This window comes from Mesorhizobium tamadayense, from assembly GCF_003863365.1.
GTDB lineage: Bacteria > Pseudomonadota > Alphaproteobacteria > Rhizobiales > Rhizobiaceae > Mesorhizobium > Mesorhizobium tamadayense.
In genome coordinates, this window is sequence record NZ_RQXT01000047.1 from 20778 (window position 1) to 45206 (window position 24429).

Here is a 24429-nt window from a genome sequence, read left to right on the forward strand (position 1 = left end):
GGCCGGCGGCCGCAAGCGTTGGGGGATACGGGGCATGTCGAAGAGCAACAACGTCTACAAGGACGCTTTCAACCGCTGCCTGCGGCTGCTCGACGAAACCAAGAGCCTGCCGTCCGAGCCCGAGCTCGGCACGCTGCTCGGCGTCAGCCGCACCACGGTGCGCAGCATCCTTTCGCGCATGGAAGAAACCGGACTGATCGCCTGGAACAAGCGCAACAAGACAGTGCTGCGGGCGCCTGAGCCCGAGGATTTCTTCCCCGAGGAAGAGACCGATTCGCTCGCCGAGATCATCGAGCGCTCCTTCATGCGCCGACTGCTCACCGAGGGCGCCGAGGCCGGCATGCAGATCAACGAGCTGGAGCTGGCGCGCGAGATCGGCGTCGGCACCACCAGCGTGCGCGAATTCCTGATCCGCTTCTCGCGCTTCGGCCTAATCGAGAAGCGGCGCAACAGCCATTGGGTGCTGAAAGGCTTCACCCGTGCATTCGCGCTGGAGCTGACCGAGATCCGCGAGATGTTCGAGCTGCGCTCGGCCGCCGCCTTCGCCGCGCTGCCGCGGGAGAGCGCGGTCTGGGCCGATCTCGAAAGACTGGAGGAGGAGCACCGCCAGCTCGCCAGCGAGATCGCCACCCGCTTCAACGAATTCTCCGAACTCGACGAGCGCTTCCACCGGCTGATCCACCGTGCCTCGCACAACCGCTTCATCGTCGATTTCTACGATGTGATCGCCATGATCTTCCACTATCACTACCAGTGGAACAAGGCGCAGGAGCGTGAGCGCAACGAGGTCGCGGTCCAGGAGCATCTGGCCTACATCGCGGCACTGAAGTCGCGCGATCCGGGCAAGGTCGACGCCGCCTGCCGCAGGCATCTGAAGTCGGCACGCCAGACGCTGCTGAGCTCCATTCCGGAAGGCCGGCAGGCACAGCCCGCCTGACGAGACGCATCGCGCCGCGTTGCCGCAGCATGGTTTTGCCGATTTTCTGGCCGCCGACCCCATGCTAGGGTCAGTCGAGTTGCTGGAAAGAGGCAGTCTTTTGAATATCCGGCTGAGACGATGGAGCATGCCGGCCGCGTTCGTCGCGGCGCTGCTGCTGTTGCTCCAGTCGGCGCTTGGCGCCTTCGCCTTTGGCGAGCCTTCACAGCTCGACGCGTTTGGCAACGTCATCTGCACGCATGACGGGGCGACCAAGGTTCCGGGCGGCGATCCGCATCAGCGGCATATGCCGGCCTGCTGCTCGCTTGGCTGCAGCATGGTTTCGCCTGCGCATATGCCGCCGGATACCGGCGCGCTAGCCAGGGTGTCGGTGTTCGAAGCGGCCGCTTTCCCGCCACCGGCTTTCCGCCATCTCGATTTTGCCCGCGACCGCTCTCCGGCCAATCCGCGAGCGCCACCGGCCACGGTCTGACGAAAGACCCGCGAAACCTTTCACGGGTGCATTCATCCAAGATCAGACTGCTCGCGACCGGATGACGGCGCGATCTCGTAGCCATGGAGCAACCATGTCCAATCTTCTTCCTGCAGCGCGTGCGCACGCTCATCCGCGCGGTTTCGAACAGCTCGGCCTTGCCGTGCTCGCCCTCCTTTTCCTGCTTGCCTGTGTTCCCGGCACTTTCGCGCATGAATTCAAGGCCGGCGACCTGGAAATCGGGCACCCGTGGTCGCGCGCCACCCCGCCCGGCGCGAAGGTGGCCGGCGGCTATTTCAGCGTCACCAACAAGGGCAGCTCGCCGGACCGGCTGCTGTCGATTTCCTCCGAAATCTCCGACAAAGCCGAACTGCATGAGATGGGCGTCAAGGACGGCGTCATGACCATGCGGCCGGTGAGCGGCGGGCTCGAGATCCCAGCCGGCGGCAAGGTCGAGCTGAAGCCCGGCGGCTATCACCTGATGTTCGTCGGCCTCAAGCGACAGCCCAAGCAGGGCGAGAAATTCCCGGCGACGCTGACCTTCGAGAAGGCCGGCGGCGTCACCGTCGAGTTCGCCGTCGAAGGCATGGGCGAGACGGGCGGCATGGACGATCACGCCGAGTGATCCGTCTCCGCATAATTCGAATTCAGAGGGACTTCATGAAGAAATATCTTTTGGCGATGGGCGCGGTTCTCGCGCTCGGGACAAACGCCGCGCTCGCGCACGTCACGCTTGAAAGGCAGGAAGCGGCTGCCGGCTCGACCTACAAGGCTGTCTTGCGCGTGCCGCACGGCTGCGAAGGCAAGGCGACGACCTCAGTTCGCGTGCAGATCCCGGAAGGCATCATTTCGGTGAAGCCGATGCCGAAGCCCGGCTGGACGGTGCAGACCAAGCAGGGCAGATACGAGAAGTCCTACCAGCTCTATGGCGAGACGCTGACCACCGGCGTCAAGGAAGTCGACTGGAGCGGCGGCAACCTGCCCGACGAATTCTATGACGAGTTCGTCTTCCGCGCTTCGCTGGCAGCCGATCTACCCGCGGGCCAGATGCTCTATTTCCCGGTGGTTCAGGAATGCGGCGACGCCGCTGACCGCTGGATCGAGATTCCGGCGGCAGGCCAGGATGAGGATGCGCTGGAAAATCCGGCTCCCGGCATCAAATTGCTGCCGAAGAAATGATCTCTTGATGGCGCGCCCCGTTCGGGCGCGCCGTCGCTTCTCGAAAGACCGCATGAACGCAGCAACTTTCCCAGCCCGCCTGAGCGGCATCCGCATCAGGCCAGTCACCGGCGGCCTAGTCGCGGCTTTCGTGCTTGTGCTGTTGGTGCTCCTGCCAGGCCGCGCACTTGCGCATGCGGCGCTGATGGCGACCGATCCGGCCGACGGCGCGGTGCTGACGCAGAGCCCCGCCCGGTTCTCGCTGACCTTCAGCGAGCCGGTCTCGCCGCTGGTGCTTACCCTGGTGCGTCCGAACGGCACGCAACTTGCGCTGACATACTTTCGCCTCGACGGCCAGACCCTCGCGATCGACAATCCCGAGACGCTCAAATCCGGCACGCATGTGCTGAGCTGGCGGGTGATTTCGCAGGACGGCCATCCGGTCCGCGGCTCGGCGCTGTTTTCGATCGGCGCGCCGAGCGCCGCGCCTGTTGCCGGTGAAACCGCCGATCGGTCGCTGCGCGAAGCGATCTGGATCGGCAAGCTCCTTCTCTATGCCGGCCTCTTTCTCGGCGTCGGCGGTGCCTTCTCGCTCGCCTGGCTGGCCGAACATCGCCGGTGCGGCCGGCGCTTCGTCATCGGCGCTCTGCTCTGCGGACTGGCCGCCGCCCCGTTTTCGCTCGGCTTGCAGGGATTGGATGCGCTTGGCGCGCCGCTCGCCCGATTCGCACAGCCGTTGATCTGGAAGACCGCATTGGAAACGAGCTTCGGCTGGACGGTGCTTGTCGCCCTGATCGCGCTTGGGCTTGCATTGCTGTCCCTCGCCGGGTCGTCGGTCTCCCGCAAGCCGCTTGCCCTGGCGGGGCTCGTCGGCGTGGGCGCGGCGCTTGCCGCCAGCGGTCATGCAAGTGCCGCCGAGCCGCAATGGCTGACACGGCCCTTGGTGTTCCTGCACGGCACGGCCATCGCTTTCTGGACCGGTGCGCTGGCGCCCCTCGGCCTTGCGTTGCGGCACCAGCCGGCGGAGGCGAAGGTTTTCCTGCGCCGGTTCTCGCGCGCGATCCTGCCCGTGGTTGCCGTGCTCGCCATAAGCGGCATCGTGCTGGCGATCATCCAGGTGCGGGAGCCGGCCGCGCTGATCAACACTGCCTATGGCCGCCTGCTGCTGTTGAAACTGGCTTTGCTGCTCTTCCTGTTCACGCTCGCCTCGGTGAACCGCTGGACGCTGACCGCGCCGGCCGAAGCGGGCGACACGGAAGTGCAGCGGCGGCTGGTGCGCTCGATCGGCATCGAGACGCTAATCGCGCTCGCCATCTTCGGCGTCGCCGCAGGCTGGCGCTTCACGCCGCCACCGCGCGCGCTGGCAATCGCCGCCGCGCAGCCTGCGTCGATCCATATCCACACGCTGAAGGCGATGGCCGATCTCAGCATCTCACCCGGCCATGCCGGGCAGGTCGCCGCTTCGATGGTCATCATGACCGGCGATTTCGGTCCGCTCGAGGCCAAGCAGGTGACGCTGGTTTTGTCGAAGCCGGATTCCGGCATCGAGCCGATCAAACGGCCGGCGACCAAGCCCGGCGACGGTACCTGGCGCGTCGACGATCTCGTCATCCCGATTCCCGGCCGCTGGAACGCCCGGCTCGACATCCTGGTTTCGGATTTCGAGATGGTGAAGATCGAAGCGCCGATCGAAATTCGGTCCGAGTAGTCCGGACCGGCCAAATAATGTAAGTTTCAAGTGTAACCGAATTTTCTCCTTCTGAAATCGTAGCGTAACCCCGCACCGCCAGATTCGCACTTCAGCAGACGGTAGCCACAGCTCACCAATGGATGGCGACAAGCCAGCCAGTTGCGGTTGTGACTTGCTGTGAAAGAGAGGTGACCATGGCTAATCAGCTTTCGCGGACAGCGCCTCCGGCCAAGCATGCAAATGTGCGGCCGATTGCCGCCACGTCGGAACTTCCTTCCGCCGTCCCGCTGATGGCGCTTTCGACCGGTTTCTGGGCCTTCAAGACTCTGGCCGCTGCGCACGAGTTGGATCTCTTCAGCCGGCTCGCGGGCGGCGCCGGCATCACGGTTGCCGGGCTGGCGGAAGCGCTAGGCCTGCATCAACGCCCGGCCGAGATGCTGTTGACCGGCTGCGCTGCCCTCGGGCTTCTGGAAAAATCGGACGGCCGTTATCGCAATACGCCGTTAAGCGAAACCTATCTCGTGCGCGGGAAACCGTATTACTTCGGCGGCTTCGTACAGATACCGACAAGCGGCTCTATGCGGGCTGAGGAAGGCTTACGGACGCGCTGCGCATGAACCGGCCAACCACGTGGGGGATCCGACGATGCCGGCACTCTTCTGGGAGGCGATGCATTCGCTCTCCACGATGACCGCGCGCAAGCTCGGCGAAGCCGTGGATCTCAGTCATTTCCGCCGCCTCCTGGACATCGGCGGCGGATCGGGCGCGTACGACATCGAGCTTTGCAAACAGTATGGGGCGCTGCGCGCGACCGTGTTTGACTTGCCGCATGTGGCCGCGATCGCGGTGGGAAAGATTGCCGAGGCCGGCTTGACCGACCGCATCGCGACCGCAGGCGGCAGCTTTTTCGAGCAGCTTCCGAAGGATCACGACGTGCATCTCCTGTCGATGATCCTGCACGATTGGGACGAGGCGAAGAACCGCGCCCTACTGCGCCGCTCCTTCGAGGCTTTGCCGAGCGGCGGCGCAGTCGTCATCAGCGAGCTTCTCGTCAATGACGAAAAGACCGGACCAGCGCCGGCCGCGCTGATGAGCCTCAACATGCTGATCGAGACGGAAGGACGAAACTACACGCCGGCCGAATATTCGGCGTGGCTCGAGGAAGCCGGATTCGGGAACATCGAGACGGTCTGGTTCGACGCACCCGCCGCGAACGGCACCGTGATCGGCCGCAAGCCGTAAGGCGCAAAAATAGGCGCCCTGCAGTTCAACCCTGCCGACTCTTCTCAAGAAGTTTAAGCGCATCGCCATGCGCGCCGACAAAACCGACCAGAACTTCAACGCCATCATCCATCTCGCAGCAGCCGTCATAAGCTCCCGATGAATCTCGACAGGCCTTAGTCGGCCTTTCTCTCAGTGACACAATTCGGCGAGGCGGTTGACGCCGCCGCGAAGGCCCGTCATTCATCTTGGGAAGAAATGACATCTTGGGAAGAAATGGGGCATCCCAGCAAAACGCGGCCTCCAACAAAAGATCCGAAAGCAGGGAAGAAACGATGGAAAAAGCCGAAATCGGCCTGATCGGCCTTGGCACGATGGGCTCCAACCTGGCGCTCAACATCGCCGAGCATGGGCACCGCATCGCCGTCTTCAACCGCACGCGATCGCGCACCGACGCCTTCGTCGAGAGCGCCGGTCCGCTGAGGGACATGGTCGTGCCCTGCTACAGCCTGGAGGAGCTTGCCGCGGCGATCCGGCCGCCGCGGCCGATCATCATCATGGTGCTGGCCGGCAAGCCGGTCGACGAGCAGATCGCGGCGCTGCGAGGTGTGCTGTCGGCCGACGACATCGTCATCGACGCCGGCAACGCCAATTTCCGCGATACGATGCGGCGCTTCTCCGAACTGTCGGGCTCGGGCCTGACCTTCATCGGCATGGGCGTGTCCGGCGGCGAGGAGGGCGCGCGCCATGGGCCCTCGATCATGGTCGGCGGCACGGAAGAGTCCTGGAAGCGCGTCGAAAAAGTGCTGACGGCTATCTCCGCCAAGTTCAAGGACGAGCCCTGCGCCGCCTGGCTCGGCACCGACGGCGCCGGCCATTTCGTCAAGACCATCCACAACGGCATCGAATATGCCGACATGCAGATGATCGCCGAGATCTACGGCATCCTGCGCGACGGTCTCGGCATGGGGCCGAAGGAGATCGGCGCCGTCTTCGCCGATTGGAACAAGGGCCGGCTGAACTCCTACCTGATCGAGATCACCGCCAAGGTGCTCGCCGCCGACGATCCGAAGACCGGCAAGCCGGTGGTCGACATCATCCTCGACCGCGCCGGCCAGAAGGGCACCGGCAAATGGTCGGTCATCGAGGCGCAGCAGCTCGGCATTCCGGCGACAGCCATCGAGGCCGCGGTCGCGGCGCGCGTGCTATCCTCGATCAAGGACGAGCGGCAGGCGGCGGAAAACGCCTATGGCAATATCGGCGTCGCCAAGATTTCCGGCGACAAGGCAGCGCTGTTGAAGGATCTCGAGTTGGCGCTGTTTGCCGGCAAGATCGCGGCTTACGCGCAAGGTTTTGCGGTGATGCGCGGCGCCTCGAAGGAATTCAACTGGAACCTGCCGATGCCGGTCATCGCCAAGATATGGCGCGCCGGCTGCATCATCCGCTCGCAGATGCTGGACATGATGGCTGAGGCCTTCGGCTCGGGCGGCGCCTCGACCAACCTCCTTATGGCGCCGGCCTTCATCGCCATGATGAAGGAAGCGCATCCGTCGCTCAGGCGCATCGTGGCCAAGGCCTCCGAGGCCGGCTCGCCGGTGCCGGCGCTGTCGTCGGCGCTCGCCTATTTCGACAGCTATCGCCAGGGCCGCGGCACCTCGAACCTCATCCAGGCGCAGCGCGATTTCTTCGGCGCGCATGGCTTCGAGCGCATCGGCGAGCAGGGTGCTTTCCATGGACCGTGGGGCAGCGGCGCTGCCGGCTAGAGTCAGGTGAGGCCGGCCTGCAAATGGCGGCTTCCTGCGCTTCCGGCCTTCGCCGGCCGAAGCACTCGTGAGTGGCGTGGCAGTTAAATTAAGGCTACGGCCGGCGTAGGCCGGTGCTCACGTACTTTAAGTAGGCTCAGCTCCGGTTCTCGGAATCCGCTCAGTTTGCTCGCTTCGCGCCCGTCTTCGACTCCGACTCGGCCTGACCTGACTCATAAGTCGCGCTAATCAACCCCGATAGGGCAGGACCTCGCCCGGCGTGCTAAGCGACTGCAGCGAGCCGGGTTCCTTGCCGCCGATCCAGCCGAGCACCGCGCGGGCAAGCTCGGAGCCGGCGAGCCGGAAATTCTCGTTGACGACCAGCAATTCCCGCCGGAACAGATGCAGCAGCTCCGACGACTGTTTCGACACGACGTCGACGTCGCGGCCGAGTTTCAGCCCTGCGTCCTCGATGCCGGCGACGACGGCGAGCGTCGCGGCGGCGGCGCAGCTGACGATGCCGTCCGGACGGTTGTCGCGCCGCATCAATTGCGCGGTCCGCGTCCTGATCTGCTCGATCGTGTGGTCGATGGAGACGGTATTGAACGGCACCTCGCTGGCACCGACTTCGCTCAGCGCATCGGCGAAGCCGTTCACCGTATGGTCGTAATAGGTGAGGCCGACCGGCGGCGTCACCAAGGCGAGCCTGCGCCGGCCCAAGCCAGCGAGATGCCGTACCGCTTCGCTCGCGAAGGCGTAGTTGTCGAAGTCATGATAGGGATGCACCAGCCCCATGTCGGTGCGGCCGTGAGTGGCGAAGGGAATGCCGCGCTCAAGCATGTAGCGGGCCCTCGGATCATTGGGCTGCGTGCGCGAAATGATGACCCCGTCGGCGGAACCGGTCTCCACGAGGTAGCGTATCGGATCCAGCGGATCCTGAGAACGTGAGTAGGGCGTGACGATCAGGTGATAGGGTGTGTCGGCTATGACCTCCGAGACGCCATAGATGATGTCAGAGACGAAACTCATGATTTCGCGCTCGGTGTTTAGCACGAGGCTGATGACGTTGGTCTTGCCAGTTCTCAGCCTCACGCCGGCGCGGTTCGGGCGATAGCCGATCTGCTTGGCGACCAGCTGGACGCGGCGCCTTGTCTCGGCGCCGATCTCCGGCGCATCCTTCAGTGCGCGCGACACCGTCGTGACGCCAAGCCCGGTCATGAAGGCAAGCGTCTTCAGCGTCGGCCGTTCCTTGGCCGACGCCTCGTCGTCCTTCTCCGCGCTTCGTCTGTCCATTCGTCCCGCCCATCAGGCGCATATCAGCCGCGAGGCCGACCGGCAATTGTGCGCATCGACATTTGCGCGGCTTTCAGCTCGTGACACGGTTCAATATACTGAAACGTTACAGATTGCCAACGCCTGTGGCTGAGGGGCAGATCGCGATCGTCGTGGTCAGCGCCGAAAGAGCAGGTTGAAAGCCACTGGAATCACAAAGAAATCTCAATTTCTCGCGACTTTTGGCATCAATCAGCGAGCCTGGCGCCACAAGACCACGCTCGGCGAAGGATTTTGTTCGCGCTTCGAAAAAATTTCTTGCCGTTTCCATTCGAGGGGTTGCCTCCGCCAGTCATTTGCCGTATCGAAAATCTGTAACGTTTCAGATTCTGGGAGGAACCGAAATGCGATATAAATTCCTGACCGCCGCGTTCGCCGCGACGGTTGCGCTGAACTTCGCCGGACCGGCTGCCGCGACGGACCTGGAAGTCACCCATTGGTGGACTTCAGGCGGCGAGGCGGCGGCGGTGGCGGAGTTCGCCAAGGCATTCGACGCGACCGGCAATCACTGGGTCGACGGCGCCATCGCCGGTTCCGGCGGCACGGCGCGGCCTATCATGATCAGCCGCATCACCGGCGGCGATCCGATGGGCGCCACCCAGTTCAACCATGGCCGCCAGGCGGAGGAGTTGGTCCAGGCCGGCCTGATGCGCGACCTCACCGACATCGCCACCAAGGGCAAATGGACGGAGGTCGTGCGGCCGAAGAGCCTGCTCGATAGCTGCACCATCGACGGCAAGATCTATTGCGTGCCGGTCAATATCCATTCCTGGCAATGGCTGTGGCTGTCGAACGAGGCCTTCCAGAAGGCAGGCGTGCCGGTGCCGAAGAACTGGGATGAGTTTGTGGCCGCCGCTCCGGCATTGGAGAAGGCCGGCATCATCCCGCTCGCTGTCGGCGGGCAGCCTTGGCAGGCGTCCGGCGCCTTCGACGTGCTGCTCGCCGCGGTCGGCGGCTCGGACGCGTTCCTCAAGGTCTACAAGGAAAAGGATGCCAAATTCGCGGGTGGCCCCGAGATCGCCAAGGTGTTCAAGGCCGCCGACGACGCCCGCAAGATGGCCAAGAACACCAATGTGCAGGACTGGAACCAGGCGACCAATCTGGTCATCACCGGCAAGGCCGGTGGCCAGATCATGGGCGACTGGGCGCAGGGCGAGTTCCAGGTCGCCGGCAAGACCGCCGGCAAGGACTATACCTGCCTGCCCGGCCTCGGCCTGAACGAGGTCATCGCCACCGGCGGCGACGCCTTCTACTTCCCGCTGCTGAAGGATGCCGACAAGTCCAAGGCGCAGGAAGTCCTGGCCGAGACGCTGCTCGATCCGAAGACGCAGGTCGCCTTCAACCTCAAGAAGGGCTCGCTGCCGGTGCGCGGCGATGTCGACCTCAACGCGGCGAACGACTGCATGAAGAAGGGTCTCGCGATCCTTGCCAAGGGCGCGGTCATCCCGTGGACGGACCAGCTGCTCTCGCAGGACAGCCAGAAGCAGAAGGAGGACCTGTTCTCCGAATTCTTCGCCAAGTCCGACATGACGCTCGAAGAGGCGCAGAAGCGCTTCGCCGACATCATCGCTTCGGCCGACTGACAGCCGGCGCCCCGCCAGCTCCCGACCCCCGCCTATCCGGGGTCGGGAGCGTGATGCCCTCCTTGTCCCCAGTCCGGCTGTCGAGATGAGCAAGAGCGAACGTCCCAACCAGCTTTTCCGCAACCTCAACGCCAAGGTCGCATCGATCCCGATGATACTGACCGCGCTGGTGGTCTTCGTCGGCGGCACGGCCTGGACGGTGCTCTATTCTTTCACCAACTCGAAGCTTTTGCCGAGGCTGAATTTCGTCGGCATCGACCAGTATTACCGGCTGTGGGCGACGCCGCGCTGGCTGGTCTCGATCGAAAACCTCCTGATCTACGGCGTGATCTCGCTGGTGTTCTCGCTGGTGGTCGGCTTCATCCTCGCGGCGCTGCTCGATCAGAAGATCCGCTTCGAGGACACGTTCCGCACCATCTTCCTTTATCCGTTCGCGCTGTCCTTCATCGTCACGGGCCTTGTCTGGCAGTGGCTGCTCAATCCGGATTTCGGCATCCAGCGCGTCGTGCGCGACCTCGGCTGGACGAGCTTCAGCTTCGACCCGCTCTATAATTCCAGCATCGTCATCTACGGCATATCGATCGCGGCGCTCTGGCAAGGCACGGGGCTGATCATGTGCCTGATGCTCGCGGGCCTGCGCGGCATCGATGAGGATATCTGGAAGGCGGCGCGGGTCGACGGGATCCCGATGTGGAAGACCTATTTGTTCATCGTCATCCCGATGATGCGGCCGGTCTTCATCACCACGCTGGTCATCATCGCCGCCGGCATCGTCAAGGTCTACGACCTTGTGGTGGCGCAGACCAGCGGCGGTCCGGGCATCGCCTCCGAAGTGCCGGCAAAATACGTCTATGACTACATGTTCTTCGCCCAAAATCTCGGCCAGGGCTTTGCCGCCTCGACCATGATGCTGCTATCGGTGGTGATCGTCATCGTGCCATGGGCCTATCTCGAATTCGGAGGCAAGAAGCGTGGCTGACGTTTCCCTCGCCGCCGAAGCGGCTGCCGTCAGATCCGCAGCGTCGGGACCGAGCGGGCCGCGGCCCCGGCACGTGCTCTCGCGCCGCAACATCTTTCTCTACGGCACGCTCATCGTCGTGGCGCTCTACTACCTGTTGCCGCTCTATGTGATGATCGTCACCTCGCTGAAAGGCATGCCGGAAATCCGGCTCGGCAACATCTTCTCGCCGCCGGTCGAGATCACTTTCGAGCCCTGGGTGAAGGCCTGGTCGCAGGCCTGCACCGGCCTCAATTGCGACGGCCTCTCGCGCGGCTTCTGGAATTCGGTGCGCATCACCGTGCCGTCGGTGCTCTTGTCGATCGCCATCGCCTCGGTGAACGGCTATGCTTTAGCCAACTGGCGCTTCAAGGGCGCCGACACCTTCTTCGTCATCCTGATCGTCGGCGCTTTCATCCCCTACCAGGTGATGATCTATCCGATCGTCATCATCCTGCGCGAGATCGGCATCTACGGCACGCTCACCGGCCTGGTGATCGTGCATTCGATCTTCGGCATGCCGATCCTGACGCTTCTGTTCCGCAACTATTTCTCGTCGATGCCGGAGGAATTGTTCCGCGCCGCGCGCGTCGACGGCGCCGGCTTCTGGGGCATCTATCTGCGCATCATGCTGCCGATGTCGCTGCCGATCTTCGTCGTCGCCATCATCCTGCAGGTGACCGGTATCTGGAACGACTTCCTGTTCGGCGTCGTCTACACCCGCCCCGACACCTATCCGATGACGGTGCAGCTCAACAACATCGTCAATTCGGTGCAGGGCGTGAAGGAATACAACGTCAACATGGCCGCCACCATCCTGACCGGCCTCGTGCCGCTCATCGTCTACTTCGTTTCCGGCAAGCTCTTCGTGCGCGGCATCGCCGCCGGCGCGGTGAAAGGATAATGATGGCAGCAGCAATCGCCAGCCCCAGCGTTTCAATCCAGGACCTGTCGCTCAATTTCGGAGCGGTCTCGGTTTTGCAGACGCTCAATCTCGACGTCGCCGAGGGCGAGTTCGTCGTGCTGCTCGGGCCGTCCGGCTGCGGCAAGTCGACCTTGCTCAACTGCATTGCCGGCCTGCTCGACATCTCGGAAGGCCGTATCTTCATCAAGGGCAAGAACGTCACCTGGGAGGAGCCGAAGGACCGCGGCATAGGCATGGTGTTCCAGTCCTATGCGCTCTACCCGCAGATGACGGTGGAGAAGAACCTCTCCTTCGGCTTGCGCGTGGCCGGCGTGCCGAAGGACGAGATCGCCAAGCGCATCGCGCGCGCGGCGGAAATCCTGCAGATCGGGCCGCTTTTGCAGCGCAAGCCATCGGCGCTTTCCGGCGGTCAGCGCCAGCGCGTGGCGATCGGCCGGGCGCTGGTGCGCGACGTCGATGTCTTCCTGTTCGACGAGCCGCTGTCCAATCTCGACGCCAAGCTGCGCTCGGAACTGCGCGTCGAGATCAAGCTACTGCACCGCAAGCTCGAGAACACCATGATCTACGTCACCCACGACCAGATCGAGGCGATGACGCTGGCCGACCGCATCGCGGTGATGAGGGGCGGCGTCATCCAGCAGCTCGATGCGCCGCAGACGATCTACAACAGACCGGTCAACCGCTTCGTCGCCGGCTTCCTCGGCTCGCCGGCGATGAATTTTATCAAAGGGCAGCTGGAGGCGGGCGACCCGCCGGTGTTCAAAGCCGACGGTGTTTCGGTGCCGCTCGGCCGCTACCAATTCGACGGCGAAGGCGGCCGCGCCGCCAAGCCTTGCGTGTTCGGCATCAGGCCGGAGCACATCGCGTTCGGCGAAGCAGCCAAGGCGATGCCGTTCACCGCCGAGTCGACGGTCGAGATCGTCGATCCGATGGGCTCCGACACGCTGGTGTGGACGAAGCTCGGCGGCCAGATCCTCTCCTTCCGCGTCGAAGCCGACAAGACGCTGCGCAACGGCGATGCAATCCGCATCGGCTTCGATCCGGCGCGCGCTTCGCTGTTCGACGCCGAGACCGACAGCCGGCTCTAACCTCCCAAATAACCCAAGCAGAACGGACAGACAGATGAACTGGTCATTCCAACTTTATAGTGCCCGCAACTTCCAGCCATGGGGCGGCGTGCTGAAAATGCTCGGCGAGCTCGGCTACAGCCAGGTGGAAGGCTTTGGCGGCGTCTATGACGATCCCAAGGCGTTCCGCGCCGAGCTCGACAAGAACGGGCTTGCCATGCCGACCGGACATTTCTCGATCGAGGCGCTGGAGAAGGATTTCGACGGGGTGCGAAAAATCGCCGATGCGCTCGGAATAACGCTTTTGATCTGTCCCTACCTGATGCCCGATGCGCGGCCGGGCGATGCCGCCGGCTGGCGCGGCTTCGGCGAGCGTCTCGCCAAGGTCGGCGAGGCTGCGAAGAAGGCGGGCTACGGCTTTGCCTGGCACAACCATGATTTCGAGTTCAAGGCGCTCGCCGACGGCTCGCTGCCGCAGGATCATATCCTGTCGGCCGCGCCCGATATCGGCTGGGAGATGGACGTCGCCTGGGTGGTGCGCGGCGGCGCCGATCCGCTGCCCTGGATCGAGAAGCACGGCAAGCGCATCAATGCGGTCCACGTCAAGGACATGGCGAAACCGGGCGAGGGGCTCGACGAGGACGGCTGGTCGGATGTCGGCCACGGCACCATCGACTGGCCCGGCCTGATCAAGGCGTTGCGCGCCAAGAGCGCGACGCAGTATTTCGTCATGGAGCAGGACAACCCCAACGACATCGAGCGCTTTGCCCGTCGCTCGATCGAATCCGTCAAGACCTACTAGGAAATATCACCATGGCAACAAAACTTGGCATCGGCGTCATCGGCTGCGGCAACATCTCGAAGGCGTATTTCTCGCTGGCACCGCTGTTCCGCGGCATCAAGATGCGGGCCTGCGCGGACATCAACATGGACGTCGCAAAGGCGCGCGCGAAGGAATTCAAGCTCCGCGCCGAGACGGTAGACGAGCTGCTCAAGGACGACGAGATCGATATTATCGTCAATTTGACCATTCCGGCGGTGCATTACGAAGTGTCGAAGCAGGTGCTCGATGCCGGCAAGCACGTCTATTCGGAAAAGCCCTTCGTGCTGTCGATCAAGGAAGGGCTCGATCTCAAGAGCCGAGCCGAGAAGAAAGGCCTGCGCATCGGCTCGGCGCCCGACACCTTCTTCGGCGGGGCGCACCAGCTGGTGCGCGAGCTGATCGACACCGGCAAGCTCGGCCGGATCACCAGCGGGACCTGTCATGTGATGGGCCACGGCATGGAACATTGGCACCCCAATCCCGACTTCTTCTTCCAACCAGGCGCCGGACCGGTGCTCGACATCGGCCCTTACTATGTCACCAACCTGATCCAGTTGATCGGGCCGGTGAAGCAGGTGGCGGCTTTCGCCGCGACGCCGGCCAAGGAGCGCACCATCAGCTCCAAGCCGCGCGCGGGCGAAAAGATCCCGGTCAACACGCCGACCACCATCCATGCGCTGCTCGAATTCGAGAACGGCGCGGTGGTGACGCTCAACACCAGCTGGGACGTCTGGAGCCACGGCCATGCGCCGATGGAACTCTATGGCGAGGCGGGTACCGTCTTCGTGCCGGACCCGAACTTCTTTGGCGGCGAGGTGCGCTTCACCGACGCCACAAAGCCGGTGAAGAAGCTGCCGAAATGGAGCCATCCCTTCGGCGTGCCCAACGAGATGCATTCGCAAGGCATGATGGCCAACTATCGCACCGCTGGCCTTGCCGACATGGCTATCGCGATCGCCGAAGGACGGCCGCACCGCTGCTCGATGGAGCTGGCGCTGCATGCCGTCGACGTCATGACCGGCATCCTGCGCTCTGGCGAAAGCGGCAAGTTCGTTGCCATGCAGACGACCTGCGAGCGGCCGGCAGCGCTCGGCATCAAGGAGGCCAAGGCGCTGCTGGCGAAGAAAAAGTAGGTGGTAACCCCGTCTCCCTGTTTCGACGGGGAGAGGGTAAGGGTGAAGGGCAAGCATCGATTCAAACCGTGTTCGCGGCGGCCGTCCGCCGCGCCGTTCCGATTCCGAGGATCCCCATGCCCTATGTCGCCGCCGAGAACCGCTACGAGAAGATGATCTACAACCGCTGCGGGCGATCCGGCCTGAAGCTGCCGGCGATCTCGCTCGGGCTGTGGCACAATTTCGGCAACGACACGCCGCACAGGACCAAGCAGGCGATCGTGCGCATGGCGTTCGACCTCGGCATTACTCATTTCGACCTCGCCAACAATTACGGCCCGCCGCCCGGCTCGGCCGAGACCGCCTTCGGCGAGATACTACGCGCCGATTTCGCCGGCTATCGCGACGAAATGATCATCTCGACCAAGGCCGGCTACGAGATGTGGGCCGGCCCCTATGGCGAATGGGGCAGCCGCAAATACATGCTGGCAAGCCTCGACCAGAGCCTCAAGCGGATGGCGCTCGACTATGTCGACATCTTCTACTCCCACCGTTTCGATCCAGAGACGCCGCTGGAAGAGACAATGGGCGCGCTCGACCATGCGGTCCGTTCCGGCAAGGCGCTCTATGCTGGCATCTCCTCCTACAATTCCCAGCGCACGCGCGAGGCGGCCGACATCCTGAAGCGGCTGGGCACGCCTTGCATCATCCATCAGCCAAGCTATTCGATGCTCAACCGCTGGGTCGAGGAGGATGGGTTGCTCGACGCGCTGGAGGGGTTGGGCATCGGCTCGATCGTGTTCTCGCCGCTGGCGCAGGGAATGCTGACCGACAAATATCTCGGCGGCATCCCCGAAGGCAGCCGCGCATCCCAAGGCAAGTCGCTGCGTCCGGCCTTCATCAACGACAAGTCGATAGCCAACATCCAGGCGCTGAATGCCATCGCCGGCCGCCGTGGACAGACGCTAGCGCAGATGGCACTAGCCTGGGTGCTGCGCAAGGGACGCGTGACCACGGCGCTGATCGGCGCCAGCCGGCCGGAACAGGTCGAGGACTGTGTCGGCGCGCTCAAGGCGCTCGACTTCGGCGATGCCGAGCTCGTCGAGATCGACACCTACGCACGCGAGGCCGACATAAACCTTTGGGCGGCTTCCGCCGAGCGCAAGGGACCGCCGCGCAAGTAGTGGCCGCGACGGGCGGCCACTGCGGAAACAGTGGCAAAAGTGCGCGTTCGTCGCTATCTCATGAACCAGAGACCGTTTGCGTGCACAATCGGCACGCGAAACGACGCGACGAGCGGAACGGGATAGATGACGGCAAGGGATGCGCTGACCAAGAACCAGCTGTGCGTGCTCGAGAAGCTCGAGGCCGCCAGCGGGCCGCTCAGCGCCTATATGCTGCTCGACCAGCTGCGCGAGCGCGGCTTCCGGGCGCCGCTGCAGGTCTACCGCGCGCTCGACACGCTGGTGAAGTCGGGCTTCGTGCACCGGCTCGAAAGCCTCAACTCCTTCGTCGCCTGCGCCGAGCCGCACGACCACAGCCACTCCATGACCGCCTTTGCCATCTGCGACAGCTGCGGCCAGGTGATCGAGATGTCCGACCACGATGTGGACCATCGGCTGGACGAGTGGGTGCGCTCGACCGGCTTCGCCGCCAAGAAGGCGGTGATCGAGTTTCGGGGGGTGTGCGCGAAGTGTCGGGCCGACGCGGCTTAGGTACGCCGATATTCAGGTGAGGCCGGCCTGCAAATGGCGCCTTCCTGCGCTTCCGGTGCTCACGTACTTAAGTACGCTCCGCTCCGGTTCTCGGAAGTCACCATTTTCGTCTCTGCCTGACCTGAATCTCGACGCACCTGGAGAGCGCGAGCCTAGTGCGCCTCGTCCCAGTTGTTTGCGGCGCGGGCGTCGACGTGCAGCGGCACCGACATCGAGACGGCCGGCATCGGCGCGTTCTCCATCACGCGGCGCACGACAAGGATCGTCGCCTCGACCTCCGCTTCCACCGTCTCGAAGATCAGCTCGTCATGCACCTGCAAGAGCATGCGGGCCGAGAGCTTCGCCTTCTCCAACGCCTCTTCCATATGCACCATGGCGCGGCGGATGATGTCGGCTGCGGTACCCTGCAGCCTGGCGTTGATCGAGGCGCGCTCGTTGAAGGCTCGGATCGAGGGGTTGGACGACCTTATCTCCGGATAGTGGATGCGGCGGCCGAAGATGGTCTCGACGAAACCGTATTCGCGCGCATAGGCCTTGGTTTCCTCGATATAGTCGCGGATACCCGGGAAGCGCTCGAAGTAGCGCTTGATATAGGCGCTCGCTTCCTCGCGCGGGATCGACAGCTGGTTGGCGAGGCCGAAGGCCGAGATGCCGTAGATGATGCCGAAATTGATCGCCTTGGCGCGCCGGCGCACTTCCGAAGGCATGCCTTCGACCGGCACGTTGAACATTTCCGACGCGGTGATGGCGTGGATGTCGGCGCCGTCGGCGAAGGCCTGCTTGAGCTGCGGGATCTCGGCGACATGGGCCAGTACGCGCAATTCGATCTGGCTGTAATCGGCCGAGACCAGCTTGTGGCCTTTTTCGGCGATGAAGGCGGTCCTGATCTTGCGGCCCTCGGCGGTGCGCACCGGGATGTTCTGCAGGTTGGGGTCGGAAGACGACAGGCGTCCGGTCGTCGTCGCGGCCAGCGCGTATGAGGTGTGGACGCGGTTGGTGCCGGGATTGATGAAGCCGGGCAAGGCGTCGGTGTAGGTCGATTTCAGCTTGGTGAGCTGGCGCCAGTCGACGATCTTGCGCGGCAGCTCGTGGCCTTCGGCGGCAAGGTCTTCCAGCAGTTGTGCTGTGGTCGACCACTGGCCGGTCTTGGTCTTAGAGCCGCCCGGCAGGCCCATCCTGCCGAAAAGGATGTCGCCGAGCTGCTTCGGCGAGCCGATGTTGATGCGCTCGCCGACGATCCCGTAGATCTCCTCCTCGACACGGGCAGCACCCTGCGCCAGCTCGCCCGACAGCCTGGACAGGATCTGGCGGTCGACCGAAATGCCGCGCTGTTCCATGCGGGCGAGCACCGGGACCAGCGGCCGTTCCAGCCGCTCATAGACGGAAACGAGGCCCTTGGCGGCGAGCCGGGGCTTCAGCAACTGCCAGAGCCTCAGCGCGATATCGGCCTGTTCGGCGGCGTAGGCCGTCGCCCTCCCTATATCGACCTGTTCGAAGCCGACGGCGTTCCTTCCCGATCCGGCAAGCTCCTTCTTCGAGGCTGGAGCATGGCCCAGCCATTTCTCCGAAAGCCCGATCAGGTCGTGACCGCCCGACGTGCCGGCATCGAGCACATAGGAGATCAGCATCGTGTCGTCGAATGGTCCGATCTCGATGCCGTGCCGGCTCATCACAATGAGATCGTATTTCAGGTCCTGCACGATCTTGAGAACCGACTTGTCCTCGAGCAGCGGCTTGAGCAGCGCCAGCGCTTCGCGAACCGGGATCTGGTCCGACAGCAGGCCGCCGCCAAGCAGGTCGCCGTTGCCGCTCGTGTGGGCGAGGGGCACGTAGGCGGCCCGGCCCGGCGCGATTGCCATGGACAGGCCGATCAAGTCGGCCCGCATCGGGTCGGACGAGGTGGTCTCGGTGTCGAAGGCGAGGATGCCGGCCTCCGTCGCCTCGGCGATCCAATCCTTCAGAGCCGCCGTATCGCGAATGGCGACATAGGCCGAGGGATCGATCTTGCGCGCTGTCGCCTGCTCGAGGCGAAGGGCTGAGAGCAGGGACGGCGTGTCGCCCTGCGGCGGCGCGTCCTCGGGCCTTGCGGCCGGCTTCTCGGCGCCGTTCGGCGTAGCCGCGATCGTTGGCGCGCCGGCGCCGACATCGGGCCCGTGCGCGGCATCGGCGCGCTCGATGGTCACCGGCGTGGCCTGGACGTCGGCGATCTCGGTCCCGGTCGCCTCCGCGACGCGGCGGGTCAGCGTGGTGAATTCCATCGTCTTGAGGAAGCCGATCAGCTTCGGCCCGTCCGGAGCATGCAGCACAAGGTCGTCCAGCCCCTCTTTCAGCGGCACGTCGTTTTTCAGCATCACCAACTCGCGCGAGATGCGTGCCTTATCGGCATTGGCGATGATCGATTCGCGCCGTTTGTCCTGCTTGATCTCGCCGGCGCGCGCGAGCAGCCCGTCCAAGTTGCCGAACTGCTCCAGAAGCTGAGCCGCGGTCTTCGGTCCGATACCCGGCACGCCGGGCACGTTGTCGACCGAGTCGCCGGTCAGCGCCTGCAGATCGATCATCTTTTGCGGCGGCACGCCCCATTTCTCGACCACCTGGGGAACGCCGATGTGGCGATCCTTCATCGGGTCGTACATGCTGACCATGGCGCCGACCAGCTGCATCAGGTCCTTGTCGGAAGAGACGATGGTGGTGTCGCCGCCGGCTTCGCAAGCCAATCGGCAATAGGTGGCGATGATGTCGTCGGCCTCGAAGCCCTCCATCTCGATGCAGGGAACATTGAAGGCCGCAGTCGCCTGGCGGATCAGGCCGAATTGCGGGATGAGGTCTTCCGGCGGCGCCGAGCGGTTGGCCTTGTATTCGGGATAGAGCTCGTTGCGGAAGGTTTTCGAGGAATAGTCGAAGATGACGGCGAAATGCGTCGGCGCGATGCCGACATCGGTGTGGCGGGCATCCTGCATCAGCTTCCACACCATGTTGCAGAAGCCGAGCACGGCGCTGGTCGGCAGGCCATCGGACTTGCGGCTGAGCGGCGGCAGCGCGTGGTAGGCGCGGAAAATGTAGCCGGAGCCGTCGACGAGGAAGAGGTGATCGCCTTTTTTCATGCCGGCAGGGATAGCGCGGCCAAGCTTCGCGGTCCATGCCAAAGGCTGCGCAAACCACCGGTTCCGGCAACACCCCTGACAGACACTGTCTCGGGCAAATCGCGCCGCTCACGGGCATGTTACAAAAGTGTAATCTTCGTGCCCTTGAATCGCCACGTTCACAGACCCAAATACCGAGCATCGGCAATTTTCCGCCGACGTCCGGAGTAAGGCCCGTCCCCCGCCTATCCCGGGCAGCTGCGGCAGCCTATCCCCCCTCTCCGGGCTGCCGCAACGTTTCGAGTAAAGACCGCCGTGGTTCCCCCTCCACCACGGCGGTTCTTTTTTTGCCCTGCAGCCTGCGTGTTACCGACAGCCCGAGCTCGTGGTCCAACGATCACGGCTTTGCGTTTTCTGCTCGCCCCTTTAGGGTCGGGCCAGAATCGAAAGGCTGAAAAATGTCCAGAATCTCCCCCGTCCTCGACCGTCTCGACCAGAATCTCGACCAGAGCCTGGAGCGGCTTTTCGGCCTGCTCGGCATCAAGTCGATATCCACCGACCCGGCCTTTGCCGCCGATTGCCGCAAGGGCGCCGAATGGCTGGCGGCCGAGCTTAAGCTGATCGGCTTCGACGCCAGCGTGCGCGACACGCCTGGACATCCGATGGTGGTGGCGCATCACGAAGGGCCGGCCGGCGCGCCGCATGTGCTGTTCTATGGCCACTACGACGTGCAGCCGGTCGATCCGATTGAGCTTTGGGAAACCGATCCGTTCGCGCCGTCGGTCAAGGAGATCGAGCCCGGCCGCAAGGTGATCACGGGGCGCGGCTCGGCCGACGACAAGGGTCAGCTGATGACCTTCGTCGAGGCCTGCCGCGCCTGGAAGCAGGTGCATGGCAATCTGCCGTGCCACGTCACCATCCTGTTCGAGGGCGAGGAGGAGTCCGGCTCGCCATCGCTGAAGCCGTTCCTCGAGGCGAACGCCGCCGAGCTGAAGGCGGATTTCGCGCTGGTCTGCGACACCAGCATGTGGAACCGCGAGACGCCGTCGATCTGCGTGTCGCTGCGCGGCATGGTCGGCGAGGAGATCACCGTCAGGGCCGCCAGTCGCGATCTGCATTCAGGCCTCTATGGCGGCCCGGCCGCCAATCCGATCCGGATCCTGGCCAGGATCCTCGCCGACGTCCATGACAAGGACGGCCGCGTCACCATCCCGGGCTTCTATGACGGTGTCGAGGAGACGCCTTCGCAGGTGCTGAAATCCTGGGAGGGTCTTGGCGAGACCGCCGAGACTTTCCTTGGACCGGTCGGGCTTTCCATTCCCGCCGGCGAAAAGGGCCGCTCGGTGCTCGAGCTCACCTGGGCGCGGCCGACGGCCGAATTCAACGGCATCATCGGCGGCTACACCGGCAAGGGGTTCAAGACGGTGATCGCGGCGGAAGCCTCGGCGAAAGTGTCGTTCCGGCTCGTCCACAAGCAGGATCCGAAGAAGATCCGCGCCGCCTTCCAGGCTTTCGTGCGCGACCGCATTCCGGCCGACTGCTTGGTCGAGTTCCATCCGCATGGCGGCTCGCCGGCGATACAGCTTTCCTACGACTCGCCATTCCTGGCCAAGGCCAAGGATGCGCTCTCCGACGAATGGGAGAAGCAGGCCATCACCACCGGCGGCGGCGGCTCTATTCCTGTCGTCGGCGATTTCCAGACCTATCTCGGCATGGAATCGCTGCTGGTCGGCTTCGGCCTCGACGACGACCGCATCCATTCGCCAAACGAGAAGTACGAGCTGACCTCCTTTCATAAGGGGCAGCGTTCCTGGGCGCGTATTCTCGATGCGCTGACGCGCTGAGGCGAACGCGCGGAAGGCGTGAAGATCAACTTTCTGTTGATTTTTTTCCGGATCGCGGCAAGGACGGGTTTTCTAACGCAATGTGCAGCATCCTTTGCGTGTCCCAAAGGATACACGGCGCTGCAGGCCGCGATCCGGAGAAGAGAATGACCGACATCCGTTTCCACAAGAACGATCTGCCGGACCTGTCCCACTACAATGTCGGGGCGGTGGCCATCGACACGGAAACGTTGGGTCTGAACCCGCATCGCGACCGGCTCTGCGTGGTGCAGATCTCGCCCGGCGACGGCAGCGCCGACGTCATCCAGATCGCGCCGGGCCAGAAGGAGGCGCCCAACCTCGTCAGCCTTCTCAGGAACGACGCCGTGATGAAGTTGTTTCACTACGGCCGTTTCGACATTGCTGTCCTTTATCACGCTTTCGGCGTCATGGCCGAGCCGGTTTTCTGCACCAAGATCGCCTCGCGGCTGACCCGCACCTACACCGACCGCCACGGGCTGAAGGATCTCTGCAACGAACTGCTCGGCATCGGCCTCTCCAAGGCGCAGCAATCGTCGGACTGGGCGGCGGAAACGCTGTCGCCCGAGCAGCTCGAATATGCCGCCTCCGACGTGCTCTACCTGCACCGGCTGCGCGAGGTTCTGGCAGCGCGGCTGGCGCGCGAGGATCGCACCAAGGAGGCCGAAGCCTGCTTCCGTTTCCTGCCGACGAGGGCCAAGCTCGACCTGATGGGCTGGGCGGAAGAGGATATCTTCGCGCACAGCTGACGGAACCCGGCGCGTCGAGCGACGTTCCTACCGGTCCATTGTCGGAGTGAGATGGGGAGGGAATGAAATGGCAGAGCGCAAACCGATAGCGAGCGCGCCGAAGGACGGCTCCAAGGTCACCATCATGTGGACGGACGGCGACGGCGTGGTCAACGAATCCGTCGGCCAATATCGCGACGGCGGCTGGTGGGTCTACACCGACAGCAACACGCAAAAGAAGGTCGATCCGACGAGCTGGCGGCCGGCTTCGGGCGACGACGACGAGCAGCAGTGACCTCGCTGGCGCGGACAATCACTTTCGCATAGCTTGAAGCCGTTGATCCCGAAGGCGATTCGGAGCCTTCGCTTTCGTCGCTTGCCCGGAGGAAACCTGCATGGGTATCGAAAGTCTTGTCGTCTTCATCATCATCGGCGCCATCGCCGGGTGGCTTGCCGGCCTGATCGTGTCGGGCTTCGGCTTCGGCCTGATCGGCAACATCGTCGTCGGCATCATCGGCGCCTTCATCGCCGGCTGGCTCTTCCCGAGATTGGGCTTCGCCATCGGCGGCGGCATACTGGCGTCGATCATCAATGCCACGATCGGCGCCATCATCCTTTTGCTTATCGTCAAGGTCTTGAAACGAGCGTGAGGCACGATCCGGAAAGGGGCGCGATGAGACAGAACATGCTCTATCTCATCATCGGCGCGCTGGTCGTCGTGGTCATCGCGCTCGGCGTCTACATCTATCGCGAACAGACGAGACCGAAAGGCGTGGAGCTCAAGATCGACGACAAGGGCATTTCGATCCAGCAGAATTGAAAGGCGCTGCGCCGGCATCGCGCGGCTTGACCGACCTATTCCGAACAGGCTTCTTGCGTTCGATTCCATCCGCTGGGGGGCGGCGGCGCATCGTGTCGATATCTCGTCTCAGGTCAGGCAAATGATACCCCGGATTGATTTCGAGGCTACCGGTGCCGTGAGCGAAGCGCTCGGCGCGATCGGGCGCACGGAGGATCTGCGCTTTTCGCCCGACAACCGGCTGCTTGCCGTAGCCGGATATTCGCACAGGCGCTGCCTGATCCTGAAGCTGGACATCGAGCCGGGCGTGCCCAGGATTGCGATCAGCGGTTTCATGGAGCTGAAATCGGAAAGCATGGGCGAGGTGCATGGCCTCGATTTCATCGACAACCGGACTTTTGTGGTTGCCAATCGCGATGGACTAATTGCGGTCTTCGCCCTGCCGCAAGGCGAACCGGCTGGACAATGCCGCGAGATCGCCCCGCTTCGTCTGATCAAAGGCAGCCGGTTCTGCAAGCTGAGATCGCCCGGCTCGGTCGCCGTCAAGCGGGAGCCACATGGTCGTTTCAGCCTGCTGGTCTGCAACAACTACAAGCATCGGGTCACCCGCCATGTGGTCCATCGGCGATTGCGGTACCGCGCCCTGTGGAACCAGGTCATGCTGGAGCAGGGCCTCAATATCCCGGACGGCATCGCGCTCAGCCATGACGGGCGGTGGGTCGCCGTCAGCAGCCACGGCACCAACGACGTCAAGATCTACGACATGTCGGCGCCGCTCGGCCGCGGGACCCAATCCGCCGGTGCCCTGGAAAATGCCAACTACCCGCATGGCCTGCGCTTCACGCAAGACGGCGGCCACATCCTTGTCGCCGACGCGGGCAGCCCGATGGTTCACGTCTATGCCAGCAACGGCGACTGGAGGGGACGCCGCGCGCCCTTTCGTTCGGTCGCCGTGCTGGACGAGGAGACTTTCCTGCGTGGCAGGGCCAATGTCGAGGAAGGCGGGCCGAAGGGCCTCGACATCGACAGGTCGAACAGCATCGTCGCGGTCACCTGTCAGGAACAGACGCTTGCTTTCTATGGCCTGTCATCGATCGTCGGTCGAAGGGCAGCGGAGCCTGAGTGCAGCGTTCCTTGACCTTCAACATAAGCATCTGATTTCGCGACTGCATTCTGCGGGACGGCC

The 24429-nt window shown here is 63.7% G+C and carries 25 protein-coding genes; 22 read left to right on the top strand and 3 right to left on the bottom strand.

The annotated features are described in order from the left end of the window. Positions 1–34 precede the first annotated feature (34 nt). The 8 genes from EH240_RS28440 to gndA all read left to right on the top strand — a co-directional run bounded on the left by EH240_RS28440 (position 35) and on the right by gndA (position 7241). Complete coding sequence (locus EH240_RS28440; RefSeq protein ID WP_125004813.1) at positions 35–937, top strand: GntR family transcriptional regulator; 903 nt, start codon at positions 35–37, stop codon at positions 935–937. A gap of 127 nt (positions 938–1064) precedes the next feature. Beyond that, a complete protein-coding gene (locus EH240_RS28445) occupies positions 1065–1409 on the top strand; it encodes a DUF2946 family protein (protein WP_125004815.1) in 345 nt (114 codons plus the stop codon). Between the two features lie 94 nt (positions 1410–1503). Next, a complete protein-coding gene (locus tag EH240_RS28450) occupies positions 1504–2034 on the top strand; it encodes a copper chaperone PCu(A)C (protein ID WP_125004817.1) in 531 nt (176 codons plus the stop codon). A gap of 35 nt (positions 2035–2069) precedes the next feature. Continuing rightward, a complete protein-coding gene (locus tag EH240_RS28455; protein ID WP_125004819.1) occupies positions 2070–2588 on the top strand; it encodes a YcnI family copper-binding membrane protein in 519 nt (172 codons plus the stop codon). 52 nt (positions 2589–2640) lie between these two features. Further along, positions 2641–4275: a copper resistance CopC/CopD family protein gene (locus EH240_RS28460; protein WP_125004821.1), complete on the top strand. Its 1635-nt coding sequence runs from the start codon at positions 2641–2643 to the stop codon at positions 4273–4275. Positions 4276–4547: 272 nt separating this feature from the next. Continuing rightward, positions 4548–4874: a methyltransferase family protein gene (locus EH240_RS39285; RefSeq protein WP_245436444.1), complete on the top strand. Its 327-nt coding sequence runs from the start codon at positions 4548–4550 to the stop codon at positions 4872–4874. 28 nt (positions 4875–4902) lie between these two features. Next, positions 4903–5499, top strand: a complete 597-nt coding sequence (locus EH240_RS39290; RefSeq protein ID WP_245436446.1) for a methyltransferase — start codon at positions 4903–4905, stop codon at positions 5497–5499. Positions 5500–5813: 314 nt separating this feature from the next. Continuing rightward, complete coding sequence (gndA, locus tag EH240_RS28475; RefSeq protein WP_125004823.1) at positions 5814–7241, top strand: NADP-dependent phosphogluconate dehydrogenase; 1428 nt, start codon at positions 5814–5816, stop codon at positions 7239–7241. Between the two features lie 228 nt (positions 7242–7469). On the opposite strand, the gene EH240_RS28480 is transcribed toward gndA, so the two are convergent. Together EH240_RS28480 and EH240_RS28485 are read right to left on the bottom strand one after the other, a co-directional pair. After that, positions 7470–8513: a LacI family transcriptional regulator gene (locus EH240_RS28480; protein WP_125004825.1), complete on the bottom strand. Its 1044-nt coding sequence runs from the start codon at positions 8511–8513 to the stop codon at positions 7470–7472. Between the two features lie 106 nt (positions 8514–8619). Beyond that, complete coding sequence (locus EH240_RS28485; RefSeq protein WP_125004827.1) at positions 8620–8823, bottom strand: hypothetical protein; 204 nt, start codon at positions 8821–8823, stop codon at positions 8620–8622. A 73-nt stretch (positions 8824–8896) separates the two neighbouring features. On the opposite strand from EH240_RS28485, the gene EH240_RS28490 reads away from it, so the two are divergent. From EH240_RS28490 to EH240_RS28525, 8 genes are all read left to right on the top strand, one after another. Further along, the gene (locus EH240_RS28490) at positions 8897–10135 is read left to right on the top strand and encodes an ABC transporter substrate-binding protein (RefSeq protein WP_125004829.1); all 1239 of its coding nucleotides are present in this window, start codon (positions 8897–8899) and stop codon (positions 10133–10135) included. An 85-nt stretch (positions 10136–10220) separates the two neighbouring features. Continuing rightward, a complete protein-coding gene (locus EH240_RS28495; RefSeq protein WP_125004830.1) occupies positions 10221–11114 on the top strand; it encodes a carbohydrate ABC transporter permease in 894 nt (297 codons plus the stop codon). Then, positions 11107–12036 carry a carbohydrate ABC transporter permease gene (locus tag EH240_RS28500; RefSeq protein ID WP_125004832.1) on the top strand — a complete coding sequence of 310 codons (930 nt, stop codon included), beginning with the start codon at positions 11107–11109 and terminating at the stop codon, positions 12034–12036. The genes EH240_RS28495 and EH240_RS28500 overlap by 8 nt, the downstream gene beginning before the upstream one ends. Continuing rightward, positions 12036–13145 (top strand): ABC transporter ATP-binding protein, encoded by a 1110-nt coding sequence (locus tag EH240_RS28505; protein WP_167484194.1) that lies wholly within the window; start codon positions 12036–12038, stop codon positions 13143–13145. The genes EH240_RS28500 and EH240_RS28505 overlap by 1 nt, the downstream gene beginning before the upstream one ends. Before the next feature lie 34 nt (positions 13146–13179). Further along, a complete protein-coding gene (locus EH240_RS28510) occupies positions 13180–13926 on the top strand; it encodes a sugar phosphate isomerase/epimerase family protein (protein WP_125004834.1) in 747 nt (248 codons plus the stop codon). 11 nt (positions 13927–13937) lie between these two features. Further along, positions 13938–15080 carry a Gfo/Idh/MocA family protein gene (locus EH240_RS28515; protein ID WP_125004836.1) on the top strand — a complete coding sequence of 381 codons (1143 nt, stop codon included), beginning with the start codon at positions 13938–13940 and terminating at the stop codon, positions 15078–15080. A gap of 116 nt (positions 15081–15196) precedes the next feature. Next, a complete protein-coding gene (gene mgrA / locus EH240_RS28520) occupies positions 15197–16243 on the top strand; it encodes an L-glyceraldehyde 3-phosphate reductase (RefSeq protein WP_125004838.1) in 1047 nt (348 codons plus the stop codon). A gap of 126 nt (positions 16244–16369) precedes the next feature. After that, the gene (locus tag EH240_RS28525; protein WP_125004840.1) at positions 16370–16774 is read left to right on the top strand and encodes a Fur family transcriptional regulator; all 405 of its coding nucleotides are present in this window, start codon (positions 16370–16372) and stop codon (positions 16772–16774) included. Positions 16775–16926: 152 nt separating this feature from the next. Here the strand turns inward: EH240_RS28525 and polA are convergent, their stop codons facing one another. Further along, positions 16927–19875 carry a DNA polymerase I gene (polA, locus tag EH240_RS28530; RefSeq protein ID WP_167484197.1) on the bottom strand — a complete coding sequence of 983 codons (2949 nt, stop codon included), beginning with the start codon at positions 19873–19875 and terminating at the stop codon, positions 16927–16929. Positions 19876–20312: 437 nt separating this feature from the next. Here polA and EH240_RS28535 point away from each other — a divergent pair, with 437 nt between their 5' ends. The 6 genes from EH240_RS28535 (at position 20313) to EH240_RS28560 (ending at position 24381) form a co-directional block, all read left to right on the top strand. Beyond that, positions 20313–21698: a M20/M25/M40 family metallo-hydrolase gene (locus EH240_RS28535; RefSeq protein WP_125004844.1), complete on the top strand. Its 1386-nt coding sequence runs from the start codon at positions 20313–20315 to the stop codon at positions 21696–21698. A 146-nt stretch (positions 21699–21844) separates the two neighbouring features. After that, a complete protein-coding gene (locus EH240_RS28540; protein ID WP_125004846.1) occupies positions 21845–22465 on the top strand; it encodes a ribonuclease D in 621 nt (206 codons plus the stop codon). A gap of 67 nt (positions 22466–22532) precedes the next feature. Further along, positions 22533–22739: a hypothetical protein gene (locus EH240_RS28545; protein ID WP_125004848.1), complete on the top strand. Its 207-nt coding sequence runs from the start codon at positions 22533–22535 to the stop codon at positions 22737–22739. A 100-nt stretch (positions 22740–22839) separates the two neighbouring features. Then, on the top strand, positions 22840–23094 hold the full coding sequence (locus tag EH240_RS28550) for a GlsB/YeaQ/YmgE family stress response membrane protein (RefSeq protein WP_125004850.1): 255 nt from the start codon (positions 22840–22842) through the stop codon (positions 23092–23094). Between the two features lie 23 nt (positions 23095–23117). Next, positions 23118–23264, top strand: coding sequence for a hypothetical protein (locus EH240_RS28555; RefSeq protein ID WP_125004852.1), 147 nt, complete (start codon positions 23118–23120; stop codon positions 23262–23264). Between the two features lie 157 nt (positions 23265–23421). Then, complete coding sequence (locus tag EH240_RS28560) at positions 23422–24381, top strand: beta-propeller fold lactonase family protein (protein ID WP_245436448.1); 960 nt, start codon at positions 23422–23424, stop codon at positions 24379–24381. Positions 24382–24429: the final 48 nt, after the last annotated feature.

Bases quoted from the DNA above. Each gene is read 5' to 3' on its own strand.
- EH240_RS28445 (WP_125004815.1), top strand. From the start codon at position 1,065: ATGCCGGCCGCGTTCGTCGCGGCGCTGCTGCTGTTGCTCCAGTCGGCG.
- EH240_RS28545 (WP_125004848.1), top strand. From the start codon at position 22,533: ATGGCAGAGCGCAAACCGATAGCGAGCGCGCCGAAGGACGGCTCCAAG.
- EH240_RS28450 (WP_125004817.1), top strand. From the start codon at position 1,504: ATGTCCAATCTTCTTCCTGCAGCGCGTGCGCACGCTCATCCGCGCGGT.
- EH240_RS28535 (WP_125004844.1), top strand. From the start codon at position 20,313: ATGTCCAGAATCTCCCCCGTCCTCGACCGTCTCGACCAGAATCTCGAC.
- gndA (WP_125004823.1), top strand. From the start codon at position 5,814: ATGGAAAAAGCCGAAATCGGCCTGATCGGCCTTGGCACGATGGGCTCC.
- EH240_RS28540 (WP_125004846.1), top strand. From the start codon at position 21,845: ATGACCGACATCCGTTTCCACAAGAACGATCTGCCGGACCTGTCCCAC.
- EH240_RS28480 (WP_125004825.1), bottom strand. From the start codon at position 8,513: ATGGACAGACGAAGCGCGGAGAAGGACGACGAGGCGTCGGCCAAGGAA.
- EH240_RS28460 (WP_125004821.1), top strand. From the start codon at position 2,641: ATGAACGCAGCAACTTTCCCAGCCCGCCTGAGCGGCATCCGCATCAGG.
- EH240_RS28515 (WP_125004836.1), top strand. From the start codon at position 13,938: ATGGCAACAAAACTTGGCATCGGCGTCATCGGCTGCGGCAACATCTCG.
- EH240_RS39290 (WP_245436446.1), top strand. From the start codon at position 4,903: ATGCCGGCACTCTTCTGGGAGGCGATGCATTCGCTCTCCACGATGACC.
- mgrA (WP_125004838.1), top strand. From the start codon at position 15,197: ATGCCCTATGTCGCCGCCGAGAACCGCTACGAGAAGATGATCTACAAC.
- EH240_RS28550 (WP_125004850.1), top strand. From the start codon at position 22,840: ATGGGTATCGAAAGTCTTGTCGTCTTCATCATCATCGGCGCCATCGCC.
- EH240_RS28555 (WP_125004852.1), top strand. From the start codon at position 23,118: ATGAGACAGAACATGCTCTATCTCATCATCGGCGCGCTGGTCGTCGTG.
- polA (WP_167484197.1), bottom strand. From the start codon at position 19,875: ATGAAAAAAGGCGATCACCTCTTCCTCGTCGACGGCTCCGGCTACATT.
- EH240_RS28495 (WP_125004830.1), top strand. From the start codon at position 10,221: ATGAGCAAGAGCGAACGTCCCAACCAGCTTTTCCGCAACCTCAACGCC.
- EH240_RS28455 (WP_125004819.1), top strand. From the start codon at position 2,070: ATGAAGAAATATCTTTTGGCGATGGGCGCGGTTCTCGCGCTCGGGACA.
- EH240_RS28490 (WP_125004829.1), top strand. From the start codon at position 8,897: ATGCGATATAAATTCCTGACCGCCGCGTTCGCCGCGACGGTTGCGCTG.
- EH240_RS28525 (WP_125004840.1), top strand. From the start codon at position 16,370: ATGACGGCAAGGGATGCGCTGACCAAGAACCAGCTGTGCGTGCTCGAG.
- EH240_RS28505 (WP_167484194.1), top strand. From the start codon at position 12,036: ATGATGGCAGCAGCAATCGCCAGCCCCAGCGTTTCAATCCAGGACCTG.
- EH240_RS39285 (WP_245436444.1), top strand. From the start codon at position 4,548: ATGGCGCTTTCGACCGGTTTCTGGGCCTTCAAGACTCTGGCCGCTGCG.
- EH240_RS28485 (WP_125004827.1), bottom strand. From the start codon at position 8,823: ATGGAAACGGCAAGAAATTTTTTCGAAGCGCGAACAAAATCCTTCGCC.
- EH240_RS28510 (WP_125004834.1), top strand. From the start codon at position 13,180: ATGAACTGGTCATTCCAACTTTATAGTGCCCGCAACTTCCAGCCATGG.
- EH240_RS28440 (WP_125004813.1), top strand. From the start codon at position 35: ATGTCGAAGAGCAACAACGTCTACAAGGACGCTTTCAACCGCTGCCTG.